This is a genomic window from Janthinobacterium sp. 1L-D-8-B-C4, from assembly GCF_057291295.1.
In genome coordinates, this window is record NZ_JBXAVX010000004.1 from 303,742 (window position 1) to 326,377 (window position 22,636).

The window sequence follows — 22,636 nt, forward strand, 5'->3', positions numbered from 1 at the left end:
ATGATAGGTGGCGCTGCGCCCGCAGCGCTGCCTGACTCGATAGACCGGGAAGCGGCTTGAAGCACCATACGCTGTCCCTTCCCTGATAATTAATCAACGCCACGCAGTTCCCTCCCCTACCTTTACCTCCCGTCTCGGGACACTCAACATATATGCATTTATCCGAACTAAAGGCCCTACACGTATCCGCCCTGCTTGAGATGGCGATCGGTCTTGACATTGACAACGCGGCCCGCTTGCGCAAACAGGAGCTGATGTTTGCGATCCTGAAAAAACGCGCCAAGTCCGGCGAACAGATTTTTGGCGACGGCGCCCTGGAAGTGCTGCCTGACGGCTTCGGCTTCCTGCGCTCGCCCGACGCCAGCTACATGGCGTCCACCGACGACATCTACATCTCCCCTTCGCAAATCCGCCGCTTCAATCTGCACACCGGCGATTCGATCGAGGGCGAGGTAAGGACCCCGAAAGATGGCGAACGCTATTTCGCATTGGTCAAAGTCGACAAGGTCAACGGCGAATCGCCGGAGATGTCGAAACACCGCATCCTGTTTGAAAACCTGACGCCGCTGCACCCGAACGAGCCGCTGCGCCTGGAACGTGAAATGAATGGGCAGGAAAACATCACCGGCCGCATCATCGACCTGATCGCCCCGATCGGCAAAGGCCAGCGCGGCCTGCTGGTGGCGTCACCGAAATCCGGCAAATCCGTGATCTTGCAGCACATCGCGCATGCGATCACGGCGAACCACCCCGACATCACGCTGATCGTGCTCTTGATCGACGAACGTCCGGAAGAAGTGACCGAGATGCAGCGTTCGGTACGCGGCGAAGTGGTTGCCTCGACCTTCGACGAACCGGCCACGCGCCACGTGCAGGTCGCTGAAATGGTGCTGGAAAAAGCCAAGCGCCTGGTTGAAATGAAAAAAGACGTGGTGATCCTGCTCGACTCGATCACCCGCCTGGCGCGCGCCTACAACACCGTGATCCCTGCCTCGGGCAAGGTCCTGACCGGTGGTGTCGACGCCAATGCGCTGCAACGTCCGAAACGCTTCTTCGGCGCCGCGCGCAATATCGAAGAAGGCGGCTCGCTGACCATCATCGCCACCGCCCTGATCGAAACTGGTTCGCGCATGGATGACGTGATCTTTGAGGAATTCAAGGGTACCGGCAACATGGAAGTCCACCTGGAGCGCCGCCTGGCCGAAAAACGCGTCTACCCGGCGATCAACCTGAACAAATCGGGTACCCGCCGCGAAGAACTGCTGATCAAGCCGAACGAACTGCAAAAAATCTGGATCCTGCGCAAGTTGCTGTACTCGATGGACGAGATCGAGGCGATGGAGTTCATTCTCGACAAGATGAAAGCCACGAAGAACAACGCCGAGTTCTTCGACATGATGCGCCGGGGGGGATAAACCTACTGCGCGGCCAGATTTGCGATCTCCGTTGCTCACCGTACTAAAGTACGGCTGCGCTACTCAATCGCAACTCAGGCCTGCTCGCTACGGTTTCTCCCTCCCCGGTGGCAAAATGCTGCCGATAAAGCCGCTCGTTGAGCGGCTTTTTTATTGCCGCCACCCGCAAACCGCTATATAATCGACGGTTGCATTTATTTAAACCTGGCAAGTGATCGGCAATCGGGTCAAGAAGCAAGACGACCGACGAAGTGCTGTTTGGCTACCAAACTAGAGAGAAGACCATGAAAGTCGATACCCATCCAGATTACCGCGAAGTTGTTTTCCACGACCTGTCGTGCGATTTCAAATTCGTTACCCGTTCGACCATCCAGACCCGCGAAAAAATCACCCACGACGGTAAAGAATACCCGCTGGTGAAAATCGAGGTGTCGGCTGAATCGCACCCATTCTTCACGGGCAAGCACAAAATCGTCGACACGGCTGGCCGCGTCGAGAAGTTCCGTCAGAAATTCGGTTCCGTCGGTTCGAAAACCGCAGTCGCAGCAGGCTGATTTTTGCCGCTTGCGGCAAAAACAGGCAGCTTCGGCTGCCAACAAAAAGGCAGCCACGGCTGCCTTTTTTGTCTTTCAGCGCTTTACCTTATACTGCCGCTTAGCCCGGCGCGTCCGCACGCGTCCCAGATTCCTTTTTACTGATACCACCATCGATGAAGCCAGTCCGCCTTCCCGCCGCTGCCACACTCGCGCTGCCACGATGGGCCTTGTTTGCGCTTGGCCTGCTGTACATCCTGCCTGGCCTGATCGGCCGCGAACCGTGGAAGAACGATGACGCCGCCAGCTTCGGCATCATGTGGACCATGGCGCACGGCAGCCTGGCTGACTGGCTGTGGCCGAATATCGCCGGCATGTCGATGCCCGACGAAGGCCCGCTGGCATTCTGGCTGGGCGCCATTTTCATCAAGCTGTTCGGCTGGATCGGCAACGAAGTGTTTGCCGCGCGCATGTCGACCATCGGCATCTTCGTCATCAGCGCCCTGTCGGTCTGGTACACCGCCTTCAACCTGGGCCGGCGCCCCGACGCCCAGCCGCTGCGCCTGGCCTTTGGCGGCCAGCCCGAGCCGGACGACTTCGGCCGCACCCTGGCCGACGCGGCCGTCCTGATTTACCTCGGTTGCCTGGGCCTGCTGCAACACAGCCACGACATCACGGCCGAGGCGCTGTATGTGTCGCTGATGGCCTACATGGTGTACCGCGCCGTGCGCTATGTGGAACGCGCATCGCTGCGCAATGCCGTGCTGATGGGCCTGGCGCTGGGCGGCCTGACCCTGACGCGCGGCTGGATCACGCCGGCGGCGCTGACCCTGTCATTACTGTTGTGCTCGGTATTCCTGCGCCTGCCGCTACTGCGCAGCGTAGGCCACCTGGCGCTGGCGGTGCTGGTCGGCGCCTTGCTGACCATGGCCTGGCTGCTGCCCGGTGAACTGTTGCAACCGTACGGCCATTCACCACTGCAAGCCTGGATGGACTGGAACTGCCATCAGTTCAGCCTGCCGGACCGCCAGAGCATGGTGTATTTCTTCCGCGTCGGCATCTGGTTCTTCTGGCCAGCCTGGCCGTTTGCTGCCTGGGCCGTGTACGCCTGGCGCCGCCAGCACCATGTGCTGCACATCGTTGTGCCGCTGACCTTTGTCGCCATGCTGGCCTTGCTGGCCATGTTCCATCCCGATCCCGACCCGGCGCAACTGCTGCCGCTGCTGCCGCCGCTGGCCGTAATGGCCGCCTTTGGCCTGTTGACCATGAAGCGCGGCGCCATCAACGCCATCGACTGGTTCTCGGTGATGGTGCTGACCATTTGCGCCTTTGTGCTGTGGCTGTTCTGGTTTGCCACCCTGACCGGCTGGCCGCCGAAGCTGGCCCACAACGCCCTGAAGCTGTTGCCAGGATTCAAGCCTGAACTGGGCCTGGCGGCGTTCTTTGTCGCCGCCTGCGCCACCGCCGGCTGGATCGCGCTGGTGCACTGGCGCATCTCGCGCCAGCCAGCCGTGCTGTGGCGCGCCGTCGTGCTGTCGTCGGGCGGCCTGATTCTGATCTGGGTGCTGATCATGACCTTGTTCCTGCCCGAACTGAACTACAGCAAGAGTTACGCCAGCGTGGCGCACCAGATTTCCGTCAACCTGCCGCCAGGCAACGCCTGCATCAATACCAACGTAGGGTCGGCGCAACGCGCCTCATTCGCCTACTACGGCCGGCTGCCATTTGCCGGCGTGGAACAGCAGCGCTGCGATCTGCTGCTGTTGCAAGACAGCAGCAGAAAACGCGATGGCAAGGATCAGTTGCAGGAACAGCATGGCGCCGACTGGATCAAACTGTGGGAAGGGCGCCGCGCTACCGACGACGCCGAACGCTTCCGCCTGTACCAGCGGGTGAAATAAGCCCACGATATCCAAAACCGGGTTTTTCAACCCGGTTTTTTTTCGCCGCAGCAGGCTTGACACAGTGACATTGGCACATCGCCAAGCTGTTGTTTCGCCTGCCTTTTTTTATGGCAACCACGTCACAAAGCCTCGGGACGGCGCTATAGTCTGCACTAGTATGTTGCCTCGCAGCATGTCCAATCGACACGCTGCCGCGACCTGCGCTACGCTCCAAACAATCGTCTGCCGCTGCCCTGCCCCGCCAGCCCGGCTTACCATCCGAGTCCTTCATGCCCTTTCTGTACCAACTCCGGCTTGCGCTCCGGAACACCTATGTCCGTCTGGCCCTGGCAAGCTGCCTGGTGGCCGGCGTCGCCGCCGCGCTGTATTTCACCAATTCCGTCGCGCAGGACGCCAGTCCCCTGCTGCGCTCGCAAAATATCGGCGAGATCACGGCCTTGCCGGCGCAGCGCGCGCGCCTGGAATATTTACTGCTGGCCAAGCCGCTGTCGGAAACCCCGCGCTACATCTTCAAATTCAAGGATGCACCGGCTATTCACGTGGTGAAAGTCCCGGCCACCTCGCACCTGAGCCTGGAACGCGAGGTGCTGCTCAAGCATGGCTTGCCGTACGCCATCGCCACCGACGCCTACCTGGCCTCGCACAAGGCGGTGCTGCAGGACGGCGACGATGGCCCGATGGATGAAGCTGGCGCCTTTCTGCAGCGTCATGCGGTCGATATCGCGCTGGTGCTGTTGCTGCTGTGCGTGCTGAAATTCGGCATCCCCGGCATGGGCGTGAGCGCCAGCGTGATCGCGCCTGGCAAGCTCAAGGGCAGCCTGGACGACCTGATCGGCATGGACGATATCAAGCAGGAAGTGCTGCACCTGGAAGACATGATACGCAACCGCAGCGTGTACAAATCGCACAATATCGACAAGCCCTTCAATGTGATGCTGACGGGCCCGGCCGGTACTGGCAAGACCAAGCTGGCTGGCTACCTGGCCAAGCGGCTCGATATTCCATTGATACAAGCATCGGGCTCGGCGCTGGAATCGGGCTATGTGGGCGGCGGCGCCAAGGCATTGAATGCGCTGTACCGCAAGGCTTGCGCACGCGGCAACTGCATCATTTTCCTCGACGAAGCGCAATCGCTGTTCATGCCGCGCGGACGCGGCGAACGCAAATGGGAAGACGATACGGCCAATACCCTGCTGGGCTTGCTCGACGGCGTGAAAAGCAGCGAAGGCGCGGGCGTGATCTGGATCGTCGCCTCGAACTTCGACGATGCCTCGAGCCAGATGGATGAAGCGATGCTGCGCCGCTTCCCGGTGAAAATCAATTTCCGCCTGCCTAACAAGGCCGAACGCGGCGCGCTGCTGAAACATTTCTTGTCGCAAAAAGCCGATGGCTGCGTCGACTGGCCGCAGCTGGACCTGGCGCAGGTGGCCGAAGTGACGGCCAACCTCAGCCCGGCGCTGCTGGAAACCGTGGTCGAGCGCGCCAGCATGCTGGCGATCCAGGAAAAAGTGCTGATCGATACCGATTTGCTGTTTCGCGCGTTTGAACGGGCCACGATTGGTCTGGCCGACCGCGCCGCCACCGCCGAAAAACACTTGCAGCGCGAACGCATCGCCCTGCACGAGCTGGGCCACTTCTTCATGCAGATCGACCCTTACTTGCGCGCGGGCATGCCTTTGACCGAGGTCAAGCAGAAGTCGCACTTGCTGAAAATCAGTACCGAAGCCGTCTCGAAGATCGGCGCGCTTGGCTATGTGCTGTCGTCGGGCGACGATTTGTCGCTGCGTACACTGGAAGAACTGGAACGCGACGTGATTGGCCTGTACGGCGGCGTGGCGGCCGAAGAACTGTTCTATGGCGCGCGCGGCATCTCGGTGGGCAGCCAGAACGATATTGAAAAAGCCACCACCCTGCTCGACACCATGGTCAACAAACTGTCGATGTACTCGCGCTCCAAGCTGGACTACCGCCAGCTGAAACACGAACACGGCGACGAGCGCACGCTGGCCCTGGTGGAAGCCAAGGCAGACGAACTGTACAGCTACACCCTGGACGCCATCGCCGACTATCGCGGCGCCATCGAAGCGATCAAGGTGGTGCTGCTGGAACGCTATGTGCTGTCCAAGGATGCCGTGTTCGAACTGCTGGAAGAGCATTTGCAGCAGTCATTGCCACAGTTACACGCAGCATGAGTGTCAGCAATCGCTGTCGACGACCTTGACTGCGGAAGGCGTCAGCACGTTGTTGTCAACCACGGCCTCGGAATAGGTCGCCTTGCAGTTGGCCGGCGTACGAGCCCCTTTGGCGCGGATGATCAGGTCGCGGCCGTTGACGATGATGGTCCAGTCATCGGCAGTCAGGCCAGCCGCGGTGGCGGTGGTGGCGGCGGACGAGGGATAGCCGTTGACGATGGCCACGGCGACCCCTTCCATGTCGATGGTCTTGGTGGTTGAACCGGTGACCAGCCACTTTCCATGCACCATGACATTGACGCTTGCCAGCGCACCGCTGGCCGCCCTGATGGTGGCCCTGCGCGCATCGCTGCCCAGATCGGCGAACTTCGGCAACGCCGTCGCCGCCAGGATGCCCAGGATAACGATGACCGAAATCAGCTCTACCAGCGTAAAGCCGCCCTGGGCAGATGTCAAACGGCGTGGCGATACATTCATGGCGGTTTTTCGACAATAGCAATGGCTGATGGCTGGATTCCGGGCACGCACCATCGTTGCATTAAGAAATTTTCAATTATTTTACTGCAAAAAAATATTGCATGTAAGCAATTTCCTTTCTCAATCTGCCGCCAGGCCCAGATCTGTCGCCACCTGCTTGCGCAGCAGATACTTCTGGATCTTGCCGGTCACCGTCATCGGGAATTCCTCGACAAAGCGCACATAGCGGGGAATCTTGTAGTAGGCGATCTGGCCGTCGCAAAAGGCGCGGATGTCCTCGGCGGTGGTCGCTTGCGTGCCGGGGCGCAAAATAATGCAGGCGCACAGCTCTTCGCCGTATTTGGCGTCCGGCACGCCCACGCATTGCACGTCGAGCACGCTGGGGTGGCGGTATAAAAACTCCTCCACTTCGCGCGGGTAGATGTTTTCGCCGCCGCGTATCACCATGTCTTTCGAGCGGCCGACGATGCTGCAAAAGCCGTTGGCGTCGATCACGGCCAGGTCGCCCGTGTGCATCCAGCGCGCCGTGTCGATCGCTTCGGCGGTTTTTTCAGGGTCGCCCCAGTAGCCCTGCATTACCGAATAGCCACGCGTCAGCAACTCGCCCTTTTCGCCACGCGGCACGATGCGTCCTTCGCCATCGATGATTTTCACTTCCAGGTGCGGATGCACGCGGCCGATCGAGGACACACGCATCTCGCGCGGGTCTTCGATCGCGGTCTGGAAACTGACGGGCGAGGTTTCCGTCATGCCATAGGCAATCGTGATCTCGTCCATGTGCATCAGCTCGATCACACGCGTCATGACTTCCATCGGGCATGGCGAGCCGGCCATGATGCCGGTGCGCAAGTTCGACAAATCGTATTGTTTGAAGTCAGGGTGGTCGAGCATCGCGATGAACATGGTCGGCACGCCATGCAAGCCGGTGCAGCGCTCGGCCTGCACGGTTTCCAGCACTGCTTTCGGATCGAATCCTTCGCCGGGAAACACCATCGCCGCGCCATGCGTGACGCAGGCCAGGTTGCCCAGCACCATGCCGAAGCAGTGGTACAGCGGCACCGGTATGCACAGGCGATCGCGTTCGGTCAGGCGCATGGCCTCGCCGATGAAGAAACCGTTGTTGAGAATATTGTGGTGCGTCAGCGTCGCCCCTTTCGGCGCGCCGGTGGTGCCGGAGGTAAATTGAATATTCACGGCGTCATCGAACTGCAGGGTAGCGCTGACCGTTTCCAGATGGGCCAGGTCGGCCTCGGTGATGCCGTCCATCAAGCTGTCAAAGTTGTGCATGCCCGGCGTGGTGTCCTGGCCCAGGCGGATCACATGGCGCAGCTGCGGCAAGCGGTTTGACTGCAACTGGCCGGCGCGGCTGGTGGCGATCTCTGGCACCACATCCTGCACGATGGCCAGGTAATCGCTGGACTTGAAGCTGGGCGACAGGATCAGCGCGCTGCAGGTCACCTTGTCGAGCACGTATTCAAGCTCAGAGCGGCGGTAGGCAGGGTTGATATTGACCATGATCAGGCCCGCCTTGGCGGTGGCGAACTGGGTCAGCACCCATTCGGCGCAGTTCTGCGACCAGATGCCGACGCGCTCGCCCGGCTGCAGGCCCAGTTTCAGCAAGCCGGCCGCCAGGCGGTGCACGCGCTGCCGGAACTGGCCGTAGGTCCAGCGCACGTCCTGGTGCGCCACGATCAAAGCGTCGTTGTGTTCGTGGCGGGCCGCGATGGCGTCCAGATAAGCGCCGATGGTCGCGCCGATCAACGATGTCTCGTGGGCACCGTGCACATAACTCATGTCTTGCATACCGTCTCCAGGGTAAGGGGCGCTTTTGCGCTCTCGGAGCAAAAATTATAGCCGCAACGTCCCTTGACACGCGGCTCGATGATCAATTGCCTGAAAACCAGCGCACGGCAGCATTGCTTGACGATGCAACGAATCAAGCTCATGTAAAATATTTGCATGCCGGCTCGGGAAGCTGGATAGTACCTTCCACCTGGCTTGCTTATGACTCAAGAAACTCCGCGCATTTCCGTTTTGCTGATCGACGACGAGGCCATCGCGCTCGATCTGATCGCTTATGGCCTCGAACGCGAGGCGGACGTCACCCTGCGCTACGATGCGCGTTCGGAAATGGCGGTGGCGCTGGCGCGCGAAACGGGTGCCACCACTGTGCTGGTCGATTTGCGCATGCCCGGCGCCGACGGTTTTGACGTGATCCGCATGCTGCGCGGCGACCCCGCCACCGAACATATCCCGGTGGTGCTGCTGTCGTCCGAGGACGACCCTTCGATCAAGGTCAAGGCGTTTGCCACCGGCGCCAATGACTACCTGGTGAAATGGCCGGACCCGCGCGAACTGCTGGCCCGGGTGCGCTATCACAGCGGCGCGTATATCGCCCGCCAGCAGCGCGACGCCGCCTTTATCTCCTTGCGGCTGAGCCAGGAAGAACTGGCCGTCAGCCAGTCGGCCCTGCACCAGGCGCAAAAAATGGAAGCCATCGGCCAGCTGACGGGCGGCGTGGCCCACGATTTCAACAATGTGCTGCAGATTATTGGCGGCAATTTGCAACTGATCAAGCTGCTGGGCGGCGTCAGCGAGAAGGCTGCCAGCCGCATCGAAGTGGCGCTGGCCGGCGTGGAACGGGGCGCCAAGCTGTCGGCCCATCTGCTGGCATTTGCGCGGCGCCAGCCGCTGCAGGCGCAGCTGATCAATCCGGGCCAGGTGCTGCGCGACATGGGCGACATGATACGCCGCCTGCTGGACCCGCGCGCCACCATCGACACCGATATCGAGGACGGCCTGTGGAGCACCATGGTCGACGCCAACCAGCTCAACAACGTGCTGCTGAACCTGGCCATCAATGCGCGCGACGCGATGACGGCCGGCGGCACTTTGACCATGCGCGCCCGCAATATCAACGCCGGTTCGATGCAGTTGTCGGAAGTGGGCAACGACGATTATGTGATGCTGGAAATTGCCGACACCGGTGTCGGCATGGAAGAGGCCGTGCTGCAGCGCGCCTTCGAGCCGTTCTTCACGACCAAGCCGACCGGCCAGGGTACCGGCCTGGGCCTGAGCATGGCGTATGGCTTCGTCAAGCAATCGGGCGGCGAGATCATCCTCAAGAGCGCACTGGGGGTAGGCACCAGTGTGAAGATTTTCCTGTTACGCAATGAACAGGACGCACTGCTGGTCGAGGAAGCCCCGGTGGCGCCACTGAGCCGCGGCCTGGAAACCATTTTGGTGGTGGAAGACGAGGAAGAGGTGCGCCGCTCCACCGTCGAGCTGCTGTCGGCGCTGGGCTACCGCGTGCTGCAGGCGCCCCATGCGGGCGCGGCACTGAACCTGGTGCGCTCGGGCATACCGATCGACCTGGTGTTTACGGACGTCATCATGCCTGGTGAAATCAGCAGCCTGCAATTGAGCGAAGCGGTGCGCGAGCACCTGCCCGACACGCAGATCTTGTTTACCTCAGGCTATGCGGAAGGCGTGCTGGCGCATGAAGGGCGGCTCGATCCCGGCGTCAACCTGCTGCAAAAACCGTACACGCCCGACGTGCTGAGCAACCGCATCCGGCATTTGCTGCGCCGGAGCAAGTCTGCTGCATAGTTTATGGCAGCTTGAATTTATTGCGGCTTGATATAGCGGTGCGATCCTGGCGGCGGTTCATTGAGCACGGCCCAGAAAATGCCCAGGTCGGCAATCGCGCGCACGAATTCCTCGAAATCGACCGGCTTGACGACATAGGCGTTCACGCCCAGCTCATAGCTGCGCAACAGATCCTGCTCTTCCTTGGACGAGGTCAGCATCACCACCGGGATGCTGCGCAGCGCCTGCGTGCTGCGGATTTCCGCCAGCACTTCCAGCCCATCGACCTTGGGCAATTTCAGATCGAGCAGCACCACCGCCGGATTGCCCGCTTCGCGCGCGGCGAACTGTTCGCGGCACAGCAGGTAATCGAGCGCTTCGGCGCCGTCGCGGGCGATGATGACCTCATTGGCCAGCTGGCTCTTGGCCAGGGCGATCAGGGTCAGTTCCAGGTCATGCGGATTATCTTCGACCAATAAAATGGGTTTTAACATAGGCTGTCCTTACCTTAAATATCAATGTCTTTGGGAATGCTGAACGAAAAAGTGGCGCCAGCGCCTTGGGTGGACTGGGCCCACACGCGGCCGCCATGGCGCTCGATAATGCGGCGCACATTGGCCAGGCCGATGCCGGTGCCGGGAAAATCTTCCATGCGGTGCAGGCGCTGGAATACGCCGAATAATTTGTGGACATAGTCCATATTGAAGCCGGCGCCATTGTCGGCCACCTGGAACACCACTTCCTTGGCGTTCTCGGTGGCGGTCACGGCAATATGCGCAACCTCCTTGTGGCTGGTAAATTTAACGGCGTTCGACAACAGGTTGTACAGCGCCAGTTGCACGAAGGTCGGATCAGCCCGCACGGTGGGCAAGGCGCCGATCTCCCACTCGACCTGGCGTTCGCGGATATCGAGCGCCAGCTTCTGGATACAGCTGCGTACCAGGTCCGCCATGTTTACCGGGCTGGGATGGAGGGCAGCGCGGCCCATCTGTGAAAAACTCAGCAAATCATCGACCAGCTTGCCGGCCAGGCGCGCCGAATCCTTGATGTTTTTGAGGAAGCGGCGGCGCTTGTCCAGGTCTTCCGCGCCCGCCGTTTCCATCAGCAGATCGGCAAAGCCGGCGATATGGCGCAGCGGCGCGCGCAGGTCGTGCGAGACGGAATACGAAAACGCTTCGAGTTCCTTGTTGATGCGGCCCAGCTCTTCGGCCAGCTCGGCCATCTGCTCGGCACGCTCAAGCACGATGCCCAGCAAGGCGCCGCGAAACTCGACCGCCAGCTCGATCTCGCCTTCATGCCAGGGTGCGCTGATGCCGTGGATGGTTTCACGCCAGCTGTCGAAACTGCTGCGCGGCGTCAAAGGCCCCTGCCCGCTCTTGTCCTGCGGCTGGCCGGCCCAGTCGACCGTCTGCACCACTTCCGGCCGGAACCACAGCAGGTAGTGTGGGTGGATGCGCGAGATCGACATCGACAGCAAGCCGCTGCCGTGGCGCGCATAGGCCTGTGCCGGCGGGTAGACGCTGCCCAGATGATCGGTATGGAACACCTCGCCATGGCCGTTTTCGCCCAGCCACTGCACCAGTTCGCCCACCTCATGCTCATCCGGTGCGTTGCCATACGTCATGACACGGTCGCCCACCACGATGGCCGCACCGCTGGCGCGGGCAAAGCGCAGCAGCTCGGGAAACACGCTGCACAGGCTGTCGGCAAAGTCGACATTCTGCTGCGACAGGCCGGCCAGCATGCTGACCATGGTACGCCGCACCTCCAAACGAAATTGCAATTCGCCGGCGTCGGTGCGCGATTCGATGCACAGCGACAGTATCTGCCCCAGCTGTTCGCACACGGTGCGCTGCTCGAAGGCCACCGGCAAGGGCGTCGCGTGATGGCAGGAAATCAGGCCCCACAACTGGCCCTTGACGATCAGCGACACCGACATCGAGGCCAGCGTGCCCATGTTGCGCATGTACTGCAAGTGTATCGGCGAGACGCTGCGCAAGGCCGCATGCGACAAATCATTCGGCAGGCCCGTGACGGGATTCATCGCCGGCTCAATGCGCGCCGGCGTGTAATTGGCGTCCTGGATCAGGCGTATGCGGTTGAGCATGTACAGCTCGCGCGCCTGGCGCGGAATATCGGTGGCGGGAAAGCGCAGCCCCAGGTAGGAGTCATAGCTTTCGTCGCGGCTTTCCGCCAGCACATGGCCATGGCCATCGCGGTCGAACTGGTACACCATCACGCGGCCAAAGCCGGTAACGTCGCGGAGTTGCTGCGCGGCGAGCAAGCTCATCTCGGCCACATCCTGCACATCGTTGATTTTCAACAGGAAGCTTCCCACCTTCGGGTACAGATAGCGAAAATCGGGCGGCGTGGCGCGGCTGACGGCTTCGAATTCAAGCAGCAGCAAGCGGTCATGCACATGGCCCAGCACATCGAAGTAGCCGGCCCCGGCCACGCGGATGGTGCCCATATGGGTCGGCTGGGCGCCCAGCGTGCCCTGGGCCAGTTCCGCCTCGATCTGCGCGCCGGCCTGTTCGCCGAGGATGGCCGACAAGTCCTGTTGCAGCGCCGGCTCAAACGCCACGCCGGTGATCTGCGCCAGATTGGCTGACGCCTGCAGGACATGCCGCGCGCCATCCTGGGGCAGCGTCAGCAAAAAGCCATGCGGCTGGATGCTGCCGGGAATGCGGATCGGTTCCTGGTCGCAGGCGGTGAGATTGAGTACAGGCGGGGCGGTAGCGGCTGGCATCATGGCGGGTATGTCGGCAACGCGGGCCGGTCAGGCGGTGAAAGTGGTGCTATTTTACTAGAGCCCAACAGCCGATGCCGCACGGCATGCGCCCTGGCGGCATATTCAGCGGCGCGCATTTGGATTACCATGCAGCCCAGCGCGATGGCGCAGAGCCATTCTTACAGCAAGGTCAACGTGCAATCTTTACAACAGGGCTTTATCCTGACCCGCCACTGGCGCGACAGCCGCGACGGCACCCAGGTCGATCTCTGGCTGGCGACCGATGCCGGCCCGCGCCAGGTACGCCTGCCGCCGCAGACTTCGGTCGCCTTTATACCGCTTGAACAAAAAGAGCAGGCCGAACTGCTGCTGCGCGGCGAGCGTGACGCCGACTTGCGGCCCTTGACCCTGTGCGATTTTCACCACCGCCCGGTGCTGGGACTGTATTGCAAGCACTACCGGCAGCTGCTGAAGCTGGAAAAACACCTGCGCGCGCACGGCGTGGACGTGTACGAGGCCGATATCCGCCCGCCCGAGCGCTACCTGATGGAGCGCTTTATCACGGCGCCGGTCGCCTTCGAAGACGAAGCCGGGCAGCAATTGCACCTGAAACCCGCACCCGGCTACCGGCCGGCCTTGAAACTGGCCTCGCTCGATATCGAAACCACGGCCCATGGCGAGCTGTATTCGATCGCACTCGAAGGCTGCGGCCAGCGCCAGGTGTATATGCTGGGGCCGAAAAACGGCGGCGACGAGAAACTCGACTTCGACCTGGAATACTGCGCCAGCCGCGGCCAGCTGATCGAGCGCCTCAACAGCTGGATGGCACGCCACGACCCGGACGCCATCATCGGCTGGAACGTGGTGCAGTTCGACTTGCGCGTGCTGCGCGAGCAGGCCCAGCGCCATCGCGTGCCTTTGCTGCTGGGGCGCGGCGGCGCCGAGCTGGAGTGGCGCGAACATGGCGGCAAGCAGGAGCATTATTTCGCCGCCGCCGCCGGCCGCCTGATCATCGACGGCATCGAGGCGCTGAAATCGGCGACCTGGAATTTTTCCTCGTTCAGCCTGGACAACGTGGCTCAAACCCTGCTGGGTGAGGGTAAATCGATCGACAATCCGTACCAACGCATGGCCGAGATCGACCGCCGCTTTCGCGAAGACAAGCCGGCCCTGGCGCGCTACAACCTCAAGGATTGCGAACTGGTCACGCGCATCTTTGCGAAAACCGAACTGTTGACCTTTTTGCTGGAACGGGCCAGCGTGACGGGCCTGGCGGCCGACCGCAGCGGGGGTTCGGTGGCCGCGTTCGAACATTTGTATTTGCCGCTGATGCACCGGCAAGGCTATGTGGCGCCCAACCTCGGCGACGTGCAGGGCGACAACAGCCCGGGCGGCTTCGTGATGGATTCGCGCTCGGGCCTGTACGACTCGGTGCTGGTGCTCGACTACAAAAGCCTGTACCCGTCGATTATCCGCACCTTCCTGATCGACCCGGTGGGGCTGGTGGTGGGCACGCGCGAGGGCGAGGTCAATCCCGTGCCCGGCTATCGCGGCGCGCTGTTCTCGCGCGAAAAGCATTGTTTGCCCGCCATCGTCAAGCAGGTATGGCAAGGCCGCGAGGTCGCCAAGCGCGAACGCAACGGGCCGCTGTCGCAAGCGCTGAAAATCATCATGAACGCCTTTTATGGCGTCTTGGGATCGAGCGGCTGCCGTTTTTTCGATCCGCGCCTGGCCTCCTCAATCACCTTGCGCGGCCACGACATCATGCACCGCACGCGCGAACTGATCACCGAACAGGGCTACCAGGTGATCTATGGCGACACCGATTCCACCTTTGTCTGGCTCAATAGCGCGCATGACGACGAGGCGGCCGGCAAGATCGGTCGCGCGCTGGTGGCGCACGTCAACGCCTGGTGGACGCGCTATCTGCGCGAGGAATTCAGCCTCGACAGCGCGCTGGAACTCCAATTCGAAACCCATTACCGGCGCTTTCTGATGCCGACCATTCGCGGCTCGGAAGAAGGCAGCAAGAAGCGCTATGCCGGCCTGGTAGGCAAGCCCGACGGCAGCGAACAGATGGTCTACAAGGGCCTGGAAACGGTGCGCAGCGACTGGACCCCGCTGGCCCAGCAATTCCAGCAAGCCTTGTATTTGCGCATCTTCCAGCGCACGCCTTACCAGGATTACGTGCGCGACTATGTCGAGCGCACCCTGGCCGGCGAATTCGACGCGCTGCTGGTCTACCGCAAGCGCCTGCGCCGCCCGCTCGACGACTACCAGCGCAACGTGCCGCCCCATGTGCGCGCCGCGCGCACGGCCGACGCCTACAACCTGGCGCAAGGGCGCCCCTTGCAATACCAGAACGGCGGCTGGATCAGCTATGTGATCACGGTGGCCGGCCCCGAACCGCTGGAGACGCAGCGCTCGCCCATCGACTATGAACATTACCTGGGCAAGCAGCTGCAACCGGTGGCCGACGCCATATTGCCCTTCCTTGGCGACGACTTTTCCAAGCTGATTTCACGCCAGCACAACCTATTTTGAAACGATTTTGCTTGCCTTGCCCCGGCCATGAGGTAATATCGGCGCCTGCCCGGCCTCGGCCAACGGCATCAAAGCCTGCACAGGCGTAAAATACGCCATGGCGAAAGAACAAGAGCTGTACCAGTGACAAGAAGATGCGCCCCGGCCGGGATGACACGGCTGAAGTGGCGCATACTGCACCGATGTTGAACCTGCAAGCACGGCGGCCTCGCTTGCCCCTTGCCTGTTATTTTTAGATTGAATACACCATGACCGAGATCACGTCCTTAAGAGACATTCCGCAAAAAAACATTTTCCGCAAAGGCGATACCTTTGTGCTGTTTGGCGAGCTGTTCGGCCGGGGCTATGTCAATGGCCTGCTGGACGAGGCGCGCAAGGCAGGCATGAACATCGTCGGCATGACGGTGGGCCGCCGCGATGAAAACCTGGCGCTGCGCCCCTTGAACGCGGAAGAGCTGGCCGAAGCCGAAGCCAACCTGGGTGGGCGCATCATCAATGTGCCGCTGATGGCCGGTTTCGACCTCGACGCGCCGGAAGGCGAACCGACGCCGACCGCGCTGCTGTCGGGCTTGAGCCTGAAAAGCTGGCAGGAAGACAAGCTGGACTGGGAAAAAATCGAGCGTTCGCGCGCAGCCGGCACGGCCCGCTTCACCGCCTCGGTAGCGAAAGCCATGGCCGAGCTCGACACCCTGATTCCTGACGGCAGCAATGTCTACTTCGCCCACACCATGGCTGGCGGCATTCCGAAGGTGAAAGTCTTCCTGGCGATCGCCAACCGCATCTACAAAGGCCGCGGCGAGCGCTTCATGTCCTCGCGCGCCCTGCTCGACAGCGACCTGGGCAAGCTGATCCTGATGAACTTCGACGAAGTCACCGCCAACACGCTGCAGCACCTGATCGACGGCAGCGCCGCCATCCGCAACCGCATCGAACAGGCCGGCGGCCAGGTGCGCTACAGCGCCTACGGCTACCACGGCACCGAGATCCTGATCGACGGCAAGTACCAGTGGCAGACCTACAGCAACTACACCCAGGGCCTGGCCAAGATGCGCCTGGAAAACGTCGCCAAGGCCGCGTGGGACAAAGGCATCAAGGCCACCGTCTTCAACTGCCCGGAAATCCGCACCAACTCGTCCGACATTTTCGTCGGCGTGGAACTGTCGCTGTTCCCCCTGCTCGACGCGCTGAAAAAAGAAGGCGGCGGCGCCTGGGCCGAACAGCAATGGGAAACCTGCCAGGCCCTGCTGGAAGACGGCACCTCGCTGCAAGACCTGCTCGACCGCATCGCCGCCTACAACGGCGACGCCACCAGCGTCCATTTCCGCAACTTCGCCGCCTGGCCGATGGACAACACGCCGGAACTGGCCGAAGTCATGATCGGCACCTCCGACGACATCACCAAGCTGCACAAAGACCGCAAGGAACTGATCACCGACCACCTCAGTTCGCTGGTCCTGGAAGGCACCGGCCCGCTGATGTTCCACACCATGTCGGACCCGCAAGCGCCGGTCATCTGGCTCAACCACGACATCATCGCGCGTCAGCTGAGCTCGGTGCATAACCCGGCTTAAGCTGCTGTAGCCGACACAACGCCGCCCAGGTTCGCACCTGAGGCGGCGTTTTTCTTGGCTGGTACGGGTGGGTTGCAAACGATATAAATGATAGGCCAAGCAAAAAACTTGCCGGAACCGGATAAATCAGTAATAATGCGTCTCGCGTTGCCGGGATGGCGGAATAGGTAGACGCACGGGACTCAAAATCCCGCGCTGGAAACAGCGTGCCGGTTCGATTCCGGCTCCCGGCACCAAGATCAAGTTTCAGCAGCACCACTCAGACCCGCCCATCTCCAGATGAAGGCGGGTTTTTTGTTGTTGCGCTAACGGCAATCGATGCCAATCTCGTTCTGCCCCGCCTTGCTGCCTTGCCTGTAGCTGACCTCGCAACGCCTGATGCTGTCATCGATTCTTTTCGACAATGCCACTTGACCATATTCGCCATAACTGCACTGCAGCCATTTCCCCTCAGGAAAAGTGCCATCAAGTTGATAGGCAAAAATGGTTTGTCCTTTTGCCTTGCGCTGTGCCGTGGGAACCAGTTCTCCTTTACGCTGCGGTGGTCCGTCGACAGGCGCCGCCGAGTTCAGATAGAGCGGGCTGGCGATATATGAGGTCCAGCCCGCAGGAATCGGTTCGAGCTTGATGGAGGTCTCTGGAATACTGGTGGGACAAATGGGCGAGGAGGCGGCGCCAGCCAATGCAGGAAAAATACCGCAGGCCGTGCCAGCAAGAATGATCTTGCACACTTGGAAGCAATGGTTCTGCATCGCGGCTCCTATTCGATCACGAAGAAGGCATCGGCATTGTTACTGGGATCGATATACAGGGCATTCTTGTATTTTCCCTTGGCACGTAAACTGCGCGACGAGATGACACCCAGCCGTTTCCCTGCCCACTGATCCATCACGAGTATTCCAGCAGGTGTCTGGCCCAGGTAAATTGCGGCGTGATTGCCATACGAGCGATTCGCATACCTGCCGTCCACAAAAGTGGCGATGGCAGTACCTTTCTTGATGAGTAGATTTCCCATGACCGCCTCGCCCTGCCGCCATGCCAGGGTTAGCGGCGCACCGGCAAACTCCCTGATCAATGCCACACATTGATGGTTGCCTGCCATCGTGGTTTTTTCAAGCTCATCGACTCTGCTATAGATGTAAGGCATCTTGCTCTCCCGGTTGTGAAGAAGTGCCTTACGGTACAGCCCGGTAGCGGGTTCCCGCTTGAAGGAAAACAAACTACCGGTGATTTGCCAACCGCCGCTCCAATACCTTTCTGACCGCCTCCCACTCCGTATCGATCATGCTGAAGCGCACCGAATTGCGCTTGCGCCCATCCGGCATGATGCGTTCATGGCGCACGATGCCTTCCTGTACCGCGCCCAGGCGCAAGATCGCCGCGCGCGATTTTTCGTTCAGCTCGTCGGTGGTGAACTGCACGCGCACAGCTTGCATGATGTCGAAGGCATGCGTCAGCAATAGCAGTTTCGCTTCCGTATTGACGCCGGTGCGCTGCATCGAGGCGGCCAGCCAGCTGTGGCCGATTTCCAGCTTGCGGTTGGCCCGGTCGATCTTCCACAAGCGCGTACTGCCGACGATGGTGCCGGTGGCGCGGTGCACGATGACGAAGGGCATGACGGTGCCGGCTTGTCGCCCGGCCAGTGCGGTGGCGATGTATTGGTCGATGGTGCCGGGACCGGGTATGTTGGTCAGTGTCGACTGCCATAACTGGCCGTCTTGCGCCGCGCGCAGCAGCACCGGGCCATGCTCCGCTTGCAGGGGAATCAAGGCAACGATGCTGCCGCTGAGGGTTGGTTGCGCCAGATCCATGTGCTGAACCGTCCTTCCGTGATGGGTATCGGAAGGACATGATAGCGCGCCGGCTCAGAACCGCCTGCGTATGCCCAGCGCCAGCACCCGCACGTCATTGCCGGCTGCGCTGACCGGCGTGGCGGCCAGGGTCGAGATGCCTTCGCTGTTGTTGAGCACGCCACCGATGCGGGTGTAGATGGACGCGGTTTTCGAGAAGTTGTAGCTGTAGCCGAAACCGGCCGTGAATGAGTTCAGGGCATGATGGCCGGCCACATTGCGGTACATCAGCGCCAGCTGCACTGTGTGGCGGGGCTTCGGCTGGTAGACCAGGCTGAGCATGTGGTTTTGCGCGACCCGCGAGCCGGCCGTCTCGGGGGCGATGACGTTGAGCGAATAGCCGAGTGTGGAGGTACCCAGCTGGTACTGTACGCCGACGCCGCTCCAGATATTCTTGACGGCCGGCGCCAGCGCGGTGGGGTCGGTGTAGACCACATTGTATTGGCCACCCAGGTACAGCAACGGACCGCGGGCAAAGTGCGCCTCGATGCCGTAGTCAGCCGTCCGGTGATAGCCGGCGTCAGTGCGCTCGCGCGGCGCGTACAGCACCTGACTGGTGACGCCGCCGAGGTTCATGGTGGTGTAGGAGATGGCGTTGCTGATGCGCGAGTCCCCCATCGAGGCACCATTGCCGAGGTCGCTATTGCCGCCGACGATGGAGGTGAACGGCGAAAAGCCGGACACGCCCAGGAATGGGTCGAGCGCCAGCGACATCATGGCCGGGTATTGGCGCCCGAGCTTGAGGTAGCCGGTGTGAGGCGAGCCGAGCGTGATGTTGGCTTCACGATTGAACAGACTGCTGTCGCGCTGCAAGGTGGTACCGCCGGCGCTACCCGTGTCCAGACCCACGGCGCTTTCCAGCAGGAAGCTCAAGGTATAACCGCCGCCCAGGTCTTCGGTGCCGGTCAGGCCGAAGCGCGAGGTCGAGCCCATGCCGCTGTTGAGCTTGACCGTATGGTCGCCGCCGTTGCTGTAGGCCACGGCGGCGTCGGCCACGCCGAACAGGTGTATGCTGGAATGGTCGGCCGCGCCGGCATGGGCGGCGTAAAAGGCGTGGCCCAGGATAGCCGCCATCAGGATTTTTTTCATCGTCATCGGTTTTCAAAAAGGTAAAGGGGTCCCACGCGCAGCCGGTTGGCTGCGCGCGATGCTTCTTGGATGAGAGGGAAACTAGTCGAGTTGCTGGCCGGCTTTTTCGCGGCACAGGGAGACGGCCACCAGCGATACCAGGCCGGTGCCGATGACGTACCAGGCCGGCCCCAGGTTGGAGCCGGTGACTTTTACCAGCCAGGTGGCGATCAATTGCGAAAAGCCGCCAAAGATCGATACGCCGATGCCGTAGCACAGCGACAGGCCGGTGGCGCGCACGCGGCGCGGAAACTGTTCGGTCATCAGCACGATGGTCGACACCGAGGTAAATACCAGCGGAATTACCATGATGATCACGGCGGAAAACAGGCCCAGCGCGTTGCGGCTGTAGTCCATCAGCATGAAGGCAGGGAACACCAGCAGCATCAGCGCCACGCGCGACCAGGTGGCAACGGGCTTGCGGCCGATGCGGTCGGTAATAATGCCGGCCAGGCCGCACAGCAGCAGCTGCGCCAGGCCGCCGATCCAGGACGCCCACAGCGCCAGCTCGAATGGCATGTGCAGCACCGCCTTGGCATACGTCGTGATGTAGTGCAGGACGATGTAGTTGGCCGAGGTACCGCCGATAATGATGGCCGTGCCCAGCACCAGTGCACGCCGATGATCGCGCCAGATTTCGCCCAGGGCCGAAGGCGCATGCTTGCCACCCGCCTGGTCGGCTTCCAGCGCGGAAGGGTCGGCGGTTTCATCAAGCACGCGGCGGATGTAATAGCCGAGCGGTACCAGCAGCATGCCGAACACGAAGGGCAGGCGCCAGCCCCAGCTTTCAAGCTGCTCGGTGGTCAGGATATACGTCAAGCTCAAGCCCACGCCGGCACCCACCAGGGTGCTGAGCGCCTGACTGAACAATTGCCAGCTGCTGTAGAAGGCGCGGTTCTTGTCGTTCGCATATTCCATCAGCATCGAGGTCGAGGCGCCAACTTCGCCGCCGACGGCAAAGCCCTGGATCAGGCGGCCCAGTACCACCAGCAGCGGCGCGGCAACACCGATCTGGGCGTAGGTCGGGGTGACGATGAACAGCGCCGAACCGGCGGCCATCAGCCACAAGGTAAGCGTCATCGCATATTTGCGGCCCTTGCGGTCGGCGATGCCGCCGATAATGATGCCGCCCAGCGGACGCATCAGGAAGCCGACGCCAAAAGTCGCCAGCGACAGCATCAGCGAGCTGAGCTCGGAAGTGGCGGGAAAGAACTGGCGGCCGATAATGGCGGCAAAAAATGTATAAATCGAAAAATCAAAAAACTCGAGACCGTTGCCGATGGTGATGGCAGCGATTTTTTTCGCCTTCGAGGGCGGCTTGACGGCTGCCGTGGCGTTCATGGTGCTGACGTGTGTACTCATGCTTGGCTTCCAGTTTAACAAGGTATGAACGGGGCGGGTTTAACGGTACAACGGCCGTCAGGACAGGAATTTTTCCACCAGCTTGACCCAGTAGCTCGCGCCGATCGGCAGGATGGCGTCATTGAAGTCATAGCGCGGGTTGTGCACCATGCAGCCGCCCTGCTCGCCTTCGCCATTGCCGATGATCAAGTAGCAACCCGGGCAGGCCTGCAACATGAACGAGAAATCCTCGCTGCCGGTGAGCGGCTGCAGATCGGGAATCAGGGCGTCTTCACCCAGCCATTCGGTGAGCGTGGCGCGCGCAAACCCGGTCATCGCCGCATCGTTTTGCAGCGCCGGATAACGCCACTGGTAGTCGATCTCGACGCGCGCGCCAAACACTTTGGCCTGTGCTTCAACCAGTTCGCAGATGCGCTCGCGCAGGCGCTGGCGTACCTCCGGCGCATAGGCGCGTACCGACAATTGCAGGTCGGCCGTTTCGGCGATCACATTCGGCGCGTTGCCGGCGTGCAGGGAACCCACCGTCACCACCGCCATCTGGCGCGGATCGATATGACGCGACACCACCGTTTGCAGCGCCACCACGATGTGCGCGGCCACCAGCGTCGCGTCCACCGTCAGGTGCGGCATGGAACCATGGCCGCCGTTGCCCAGCACCTTGATCAGCACGGTGTCCGACGAGGCCATGAAGCCGTTGGGCAACATGCCGAAACGGCCGACCGGAAAGCCCGGCATATTGTGGAAGGCAAAGATGGCGTCACAGGGAAACAGCTGGAACAGGCCTTCCTCGACCATGCGCCGCGCGCCGCCCAGTCCCTCTTCGGCTGGCTGGAAAATCAGGCGCAAGGTGCCATCGAACGCTGATTCAAGCGCCAGATAGCGCGCCGCCGCCAGCAGGGTGGCCGTATGGCCGTCATGGCCGCAGGCATGCATGGCGCCAGCGGTGCGGCTGGCGTAGGGCAAACCGGTCTGTTCCAGGATGGGCAGCGCGTCCATGTCGGCGCGCAGGCCGATAATGCGTGGACTTGTTCCCTTTTTCAACGTTGCGACGATGCCGGTGCCGGCCAGGCCGCGGTGCAGCGCGTAGCCATATTCTGCGAGCTTCTGCGCCACCAGGTCGCTGGTGGCGAACTCCTGGTAAGCCAGTTCGGGATGGGCGTGGAGTTGGTGGCGCAGCGCAACGCTGGCCTCCAAGTGCTCTACAATGCCGGGCACCAGTCGCTGCTGGGTGGTGGAATCGATGCTGTGTTCTGTCATGCTGGTCTCCATTAAAGTCATCGGTATGCAATGCAGGCGCATGCGCTGCGATGTCCATGTTGGTGTTGCAGCATGCATGCCATT

17 protein-coding genes and 1 tRNA gene are annotated in these 22,636 nt (G+C 61.4%); 8 read left to right on the forward strand and 10 right to left on the reverse strand.

The annotated features are described in order from the left end of the window. Positions 1 to 152: 152 nt before the first annotated feature. From rho to AC0Z42_RS10140, 4 genes are all read left to right on the forward strand, one after another. Entirely contained in the window at positions 153 to 1,415 is a 1,263-nt protein-coding gene (rho, locus tag AC0Z42_RS10125; protein WP_034746249.1) for a transcription termination factor Rho, read from the forward strand. Between the two features lie 284 nt (positions 1,416 to 1,699). Beyond that, a complete protein-coding gene (locus tag AC0Z42_RS10130; RefSeq protein WP_065309606.1) occupies positions 1,700 to 1,969 on the forward strand; it encodes a type B 50S ribosomal protein L31 in 270 nt (89 codons plus the stop codon). A 155-nt stretch (positions 1,970 to 2,124) separates the two neighbouring features. Further along, entirely contained in the window at positions 2,125 to 3,849 is a 1,725-nt protein-coding gene (locus AC0Z42_RS10135) for an ArnT family glycosyltransferase (RefSeq protein ID WP_485468088.1), read from the forward strand. A gap of 272 nt (positions 3,850 to 4,121) precedes the next feature. Continuing rightward, positions 4,122 to 6,044: an AAA family ATPase gene (locus AC0Z42_RS10140; protein ID WP_485468089.1), complete on the forward strand. Its 1,923-nt coding sequence runs from the start codon at positions 4,122 to 4,124 to the stop codon at positions 6,042 to 6,044. A 3-nt stretch (positions 6,045 to 6,047) separates the two neighbouring features. Here the strand turns inward: AC0Z42_RS10140 and AC0Z42_RS10145 are convergent, their stop codons facing one another. Next, positions 6,048 to 6,521 carry a type II secretion system protein gene (locus AC0Z42_RS10145; RefSeq protein ID WP_485468090.1) on the reverse strand — a complete coding sequence of 158 codons (474 nt, stop codon included), beginning with the start codon at positions 6,519 to 6,521 and terminating at the stop codon, positions 6,048 to 6,050. Between the two features lie 120 nt (positions 6,522 to 6,641). Continuing rightward, entirely contained in the window at positions 6,642 to 8,324 is a 1,683-nt protein-coding gene (locus tag AC0Z42_RS10150) for an AMP-binding protein (protein WP_485468091.1), read from the reverse strand. A 201-nt stretch (positions 8,325 to 8,525) separates the two neighbouring features. Here AC0Z42_RS10150 and AC0Z42_RS10155 point away from each other — a divergent pair, with 201 nt between their 5' ends. Continuing rightward, positions 8,526 to 10,130, forward strand: coding sequence for a response regulator (locus tag AC0Z42_RS10155; RefSeq protein ID WP_485468092.1), 1,605 nt, complete (start codon positions 8,526 to 8,528; stop codon positions 10,128 to 10,130). A gap of 17 nt (positions 10,131 to 10,147) precedes the next feature. Here AC0Z42_RS10155 and AC0Z42_RS10160 read toward each other — a convergent pair whose 3' ends face one another. After that, positions 10,148 to 10,603, reverse strand: a complete 456-nt coding sequence (locus tag AC0Z42_RS10160) for a response regulator (RefSeq protein WP_485468093.1) — start codon at positions 10,601 to 10,603, stop codon at positions 10,148 to 10,150. 14 nt (positions 10,604 to 10,617) lie between these two features. Beyond that, on the reverse strand, positions 10,618 to 12,861 hold the full coding sequence (locus AC0Z42_RS10165) for an ATP-binding protein (RefSeq protein ID WP_485468094.1): 2,244 nt from the start codon (positions 12,859 to 12,861) through the stop codon (positions 10,618 to 10,620). 126 nt (positions 12,862 to 12,987) lie between these two features. Here AC0Z42_RS10165 and AC0Z42_RS10170 point away from each other — a divergent pair, with 126 nt between their 5' ends. The 3 genes from AC0Z42_RS10170 (at position 12,988) to AC0Z42_RS10180 (ending at position 17,191) form a co-directional block, all read left to right on the forward strand. Then, positions 12,988 to 15,384, forward strand: a complete 2,397-nt coding sequence (locus AC0Z42_RS10170) for a DNA polymerase II (RefSeq protein WP_485468095.1) — start codon at positions 12,988 to 12,990, stop codon at positions 15,382 to 15,384. Between the two features lie 248 nt (positions 15,385 to 15,632). Then, positions 15,633 to 16,955 (forward strand): enoyl ACP reductase FabMG family protein, encoded by a 1,323-nt coding sequence (locus tag AC0Z42_RS10175; RefSeq protein ID WP_485468096.1) that lies wholly within the window; start codon positions 15,633 to 15,635, stop codon positions 16,953 to 16,955. A 149-nt stretch (positions 16,956 to 17,104) separates the two neighbouring features. Further along, a tRNA-Leu gene (locus AC0Z42_RS10180) sits at positions 17,105 to 17,191 on the forward strand. 69 nt (positions 17,192 to 17,260) lie between these two features. Here AC0Z42_RS10180 and AC0Z42_RS10185 read toward each other — a convergent pair. From AC0Z42_RS10185 to AC0Z42_RS10210, 6 genes are all read right to left on the reverse strand, one after another. Then, positions 17,261 to 17,707, reverse strand: coding sequence for an STY0301 family protein (locus AC0Z42_RS10185; protein ID WP_485468097.1), 447 nt, complete (start codon positions 17,705 to 17,707; stop codon positions 17,261 to 17,263). A gap of 8 nt (positions 17,708 to 17,715) precedes the next feature. Continuing rightward, a complete protein-coding gene (locus AC0Z42_RS10190; protein WP_485468098.1) occupies positions 17,716 to 18,102 on the reverse strand; it encodes a BPSL0067 family protein in 387 nt (128 codons plus the stop codon). Positions 18,103 to 18,175: 73 nt separating this feature from the next. Further along, positions 18,176 to 18,766, reverse strand: a complete 591-nt coding sequence (locus AC0Z42_RS10195) for a GNAT family N-acetyltransferase (protein WP_485468099.1) — start codon at positions 18,764 to 18,766, stop codon at positions 18,176 to 18,178. Between the two features lie 54 nt (positions 18,767 to 18,820). Further along, on the reverse strand, positions 18,821 to 19,900 hold the full coding sequence (locus tag AC0Z42_RS10200; protein ID WP_485468100.1) for a porin: 1,080 nt from the start codon (positions 19,898 to 19,900) through the stop codon (positions 18,821 to 18,823). A gap of 75 nt (positions 19,901 to 19,975) precedes the next feature. Continuing rightward, the gene (locus AC0Z42_RS10205) at positions 19,976 to 21,295 is read right to left on the reverse strand and encodes an MFS transporter (RefSeq protein ID WP_485468101.1); all 1,320 of its coding nucleotides are present in this window, start codon (positions 21,293 to 21,295) and stop codon (positions 19,976 to 19,978) included. A gap of 57 nt (positions 21,296 to 21,352) precedes the next feature. Next, positions 21,353 to 22,552, reverse strand: coding sequence for a M20 aminoacylase family protein (locus tag AC0Z42_RS10210; RefSeq protein WP_485468102.1), 1,200 nt, complete (start codon positions 22,550 to 22,552; stop codon positions 21,353 to 21,355). Positions 22,553 to 22,636 lie beyond the last annotated feature (84 nt).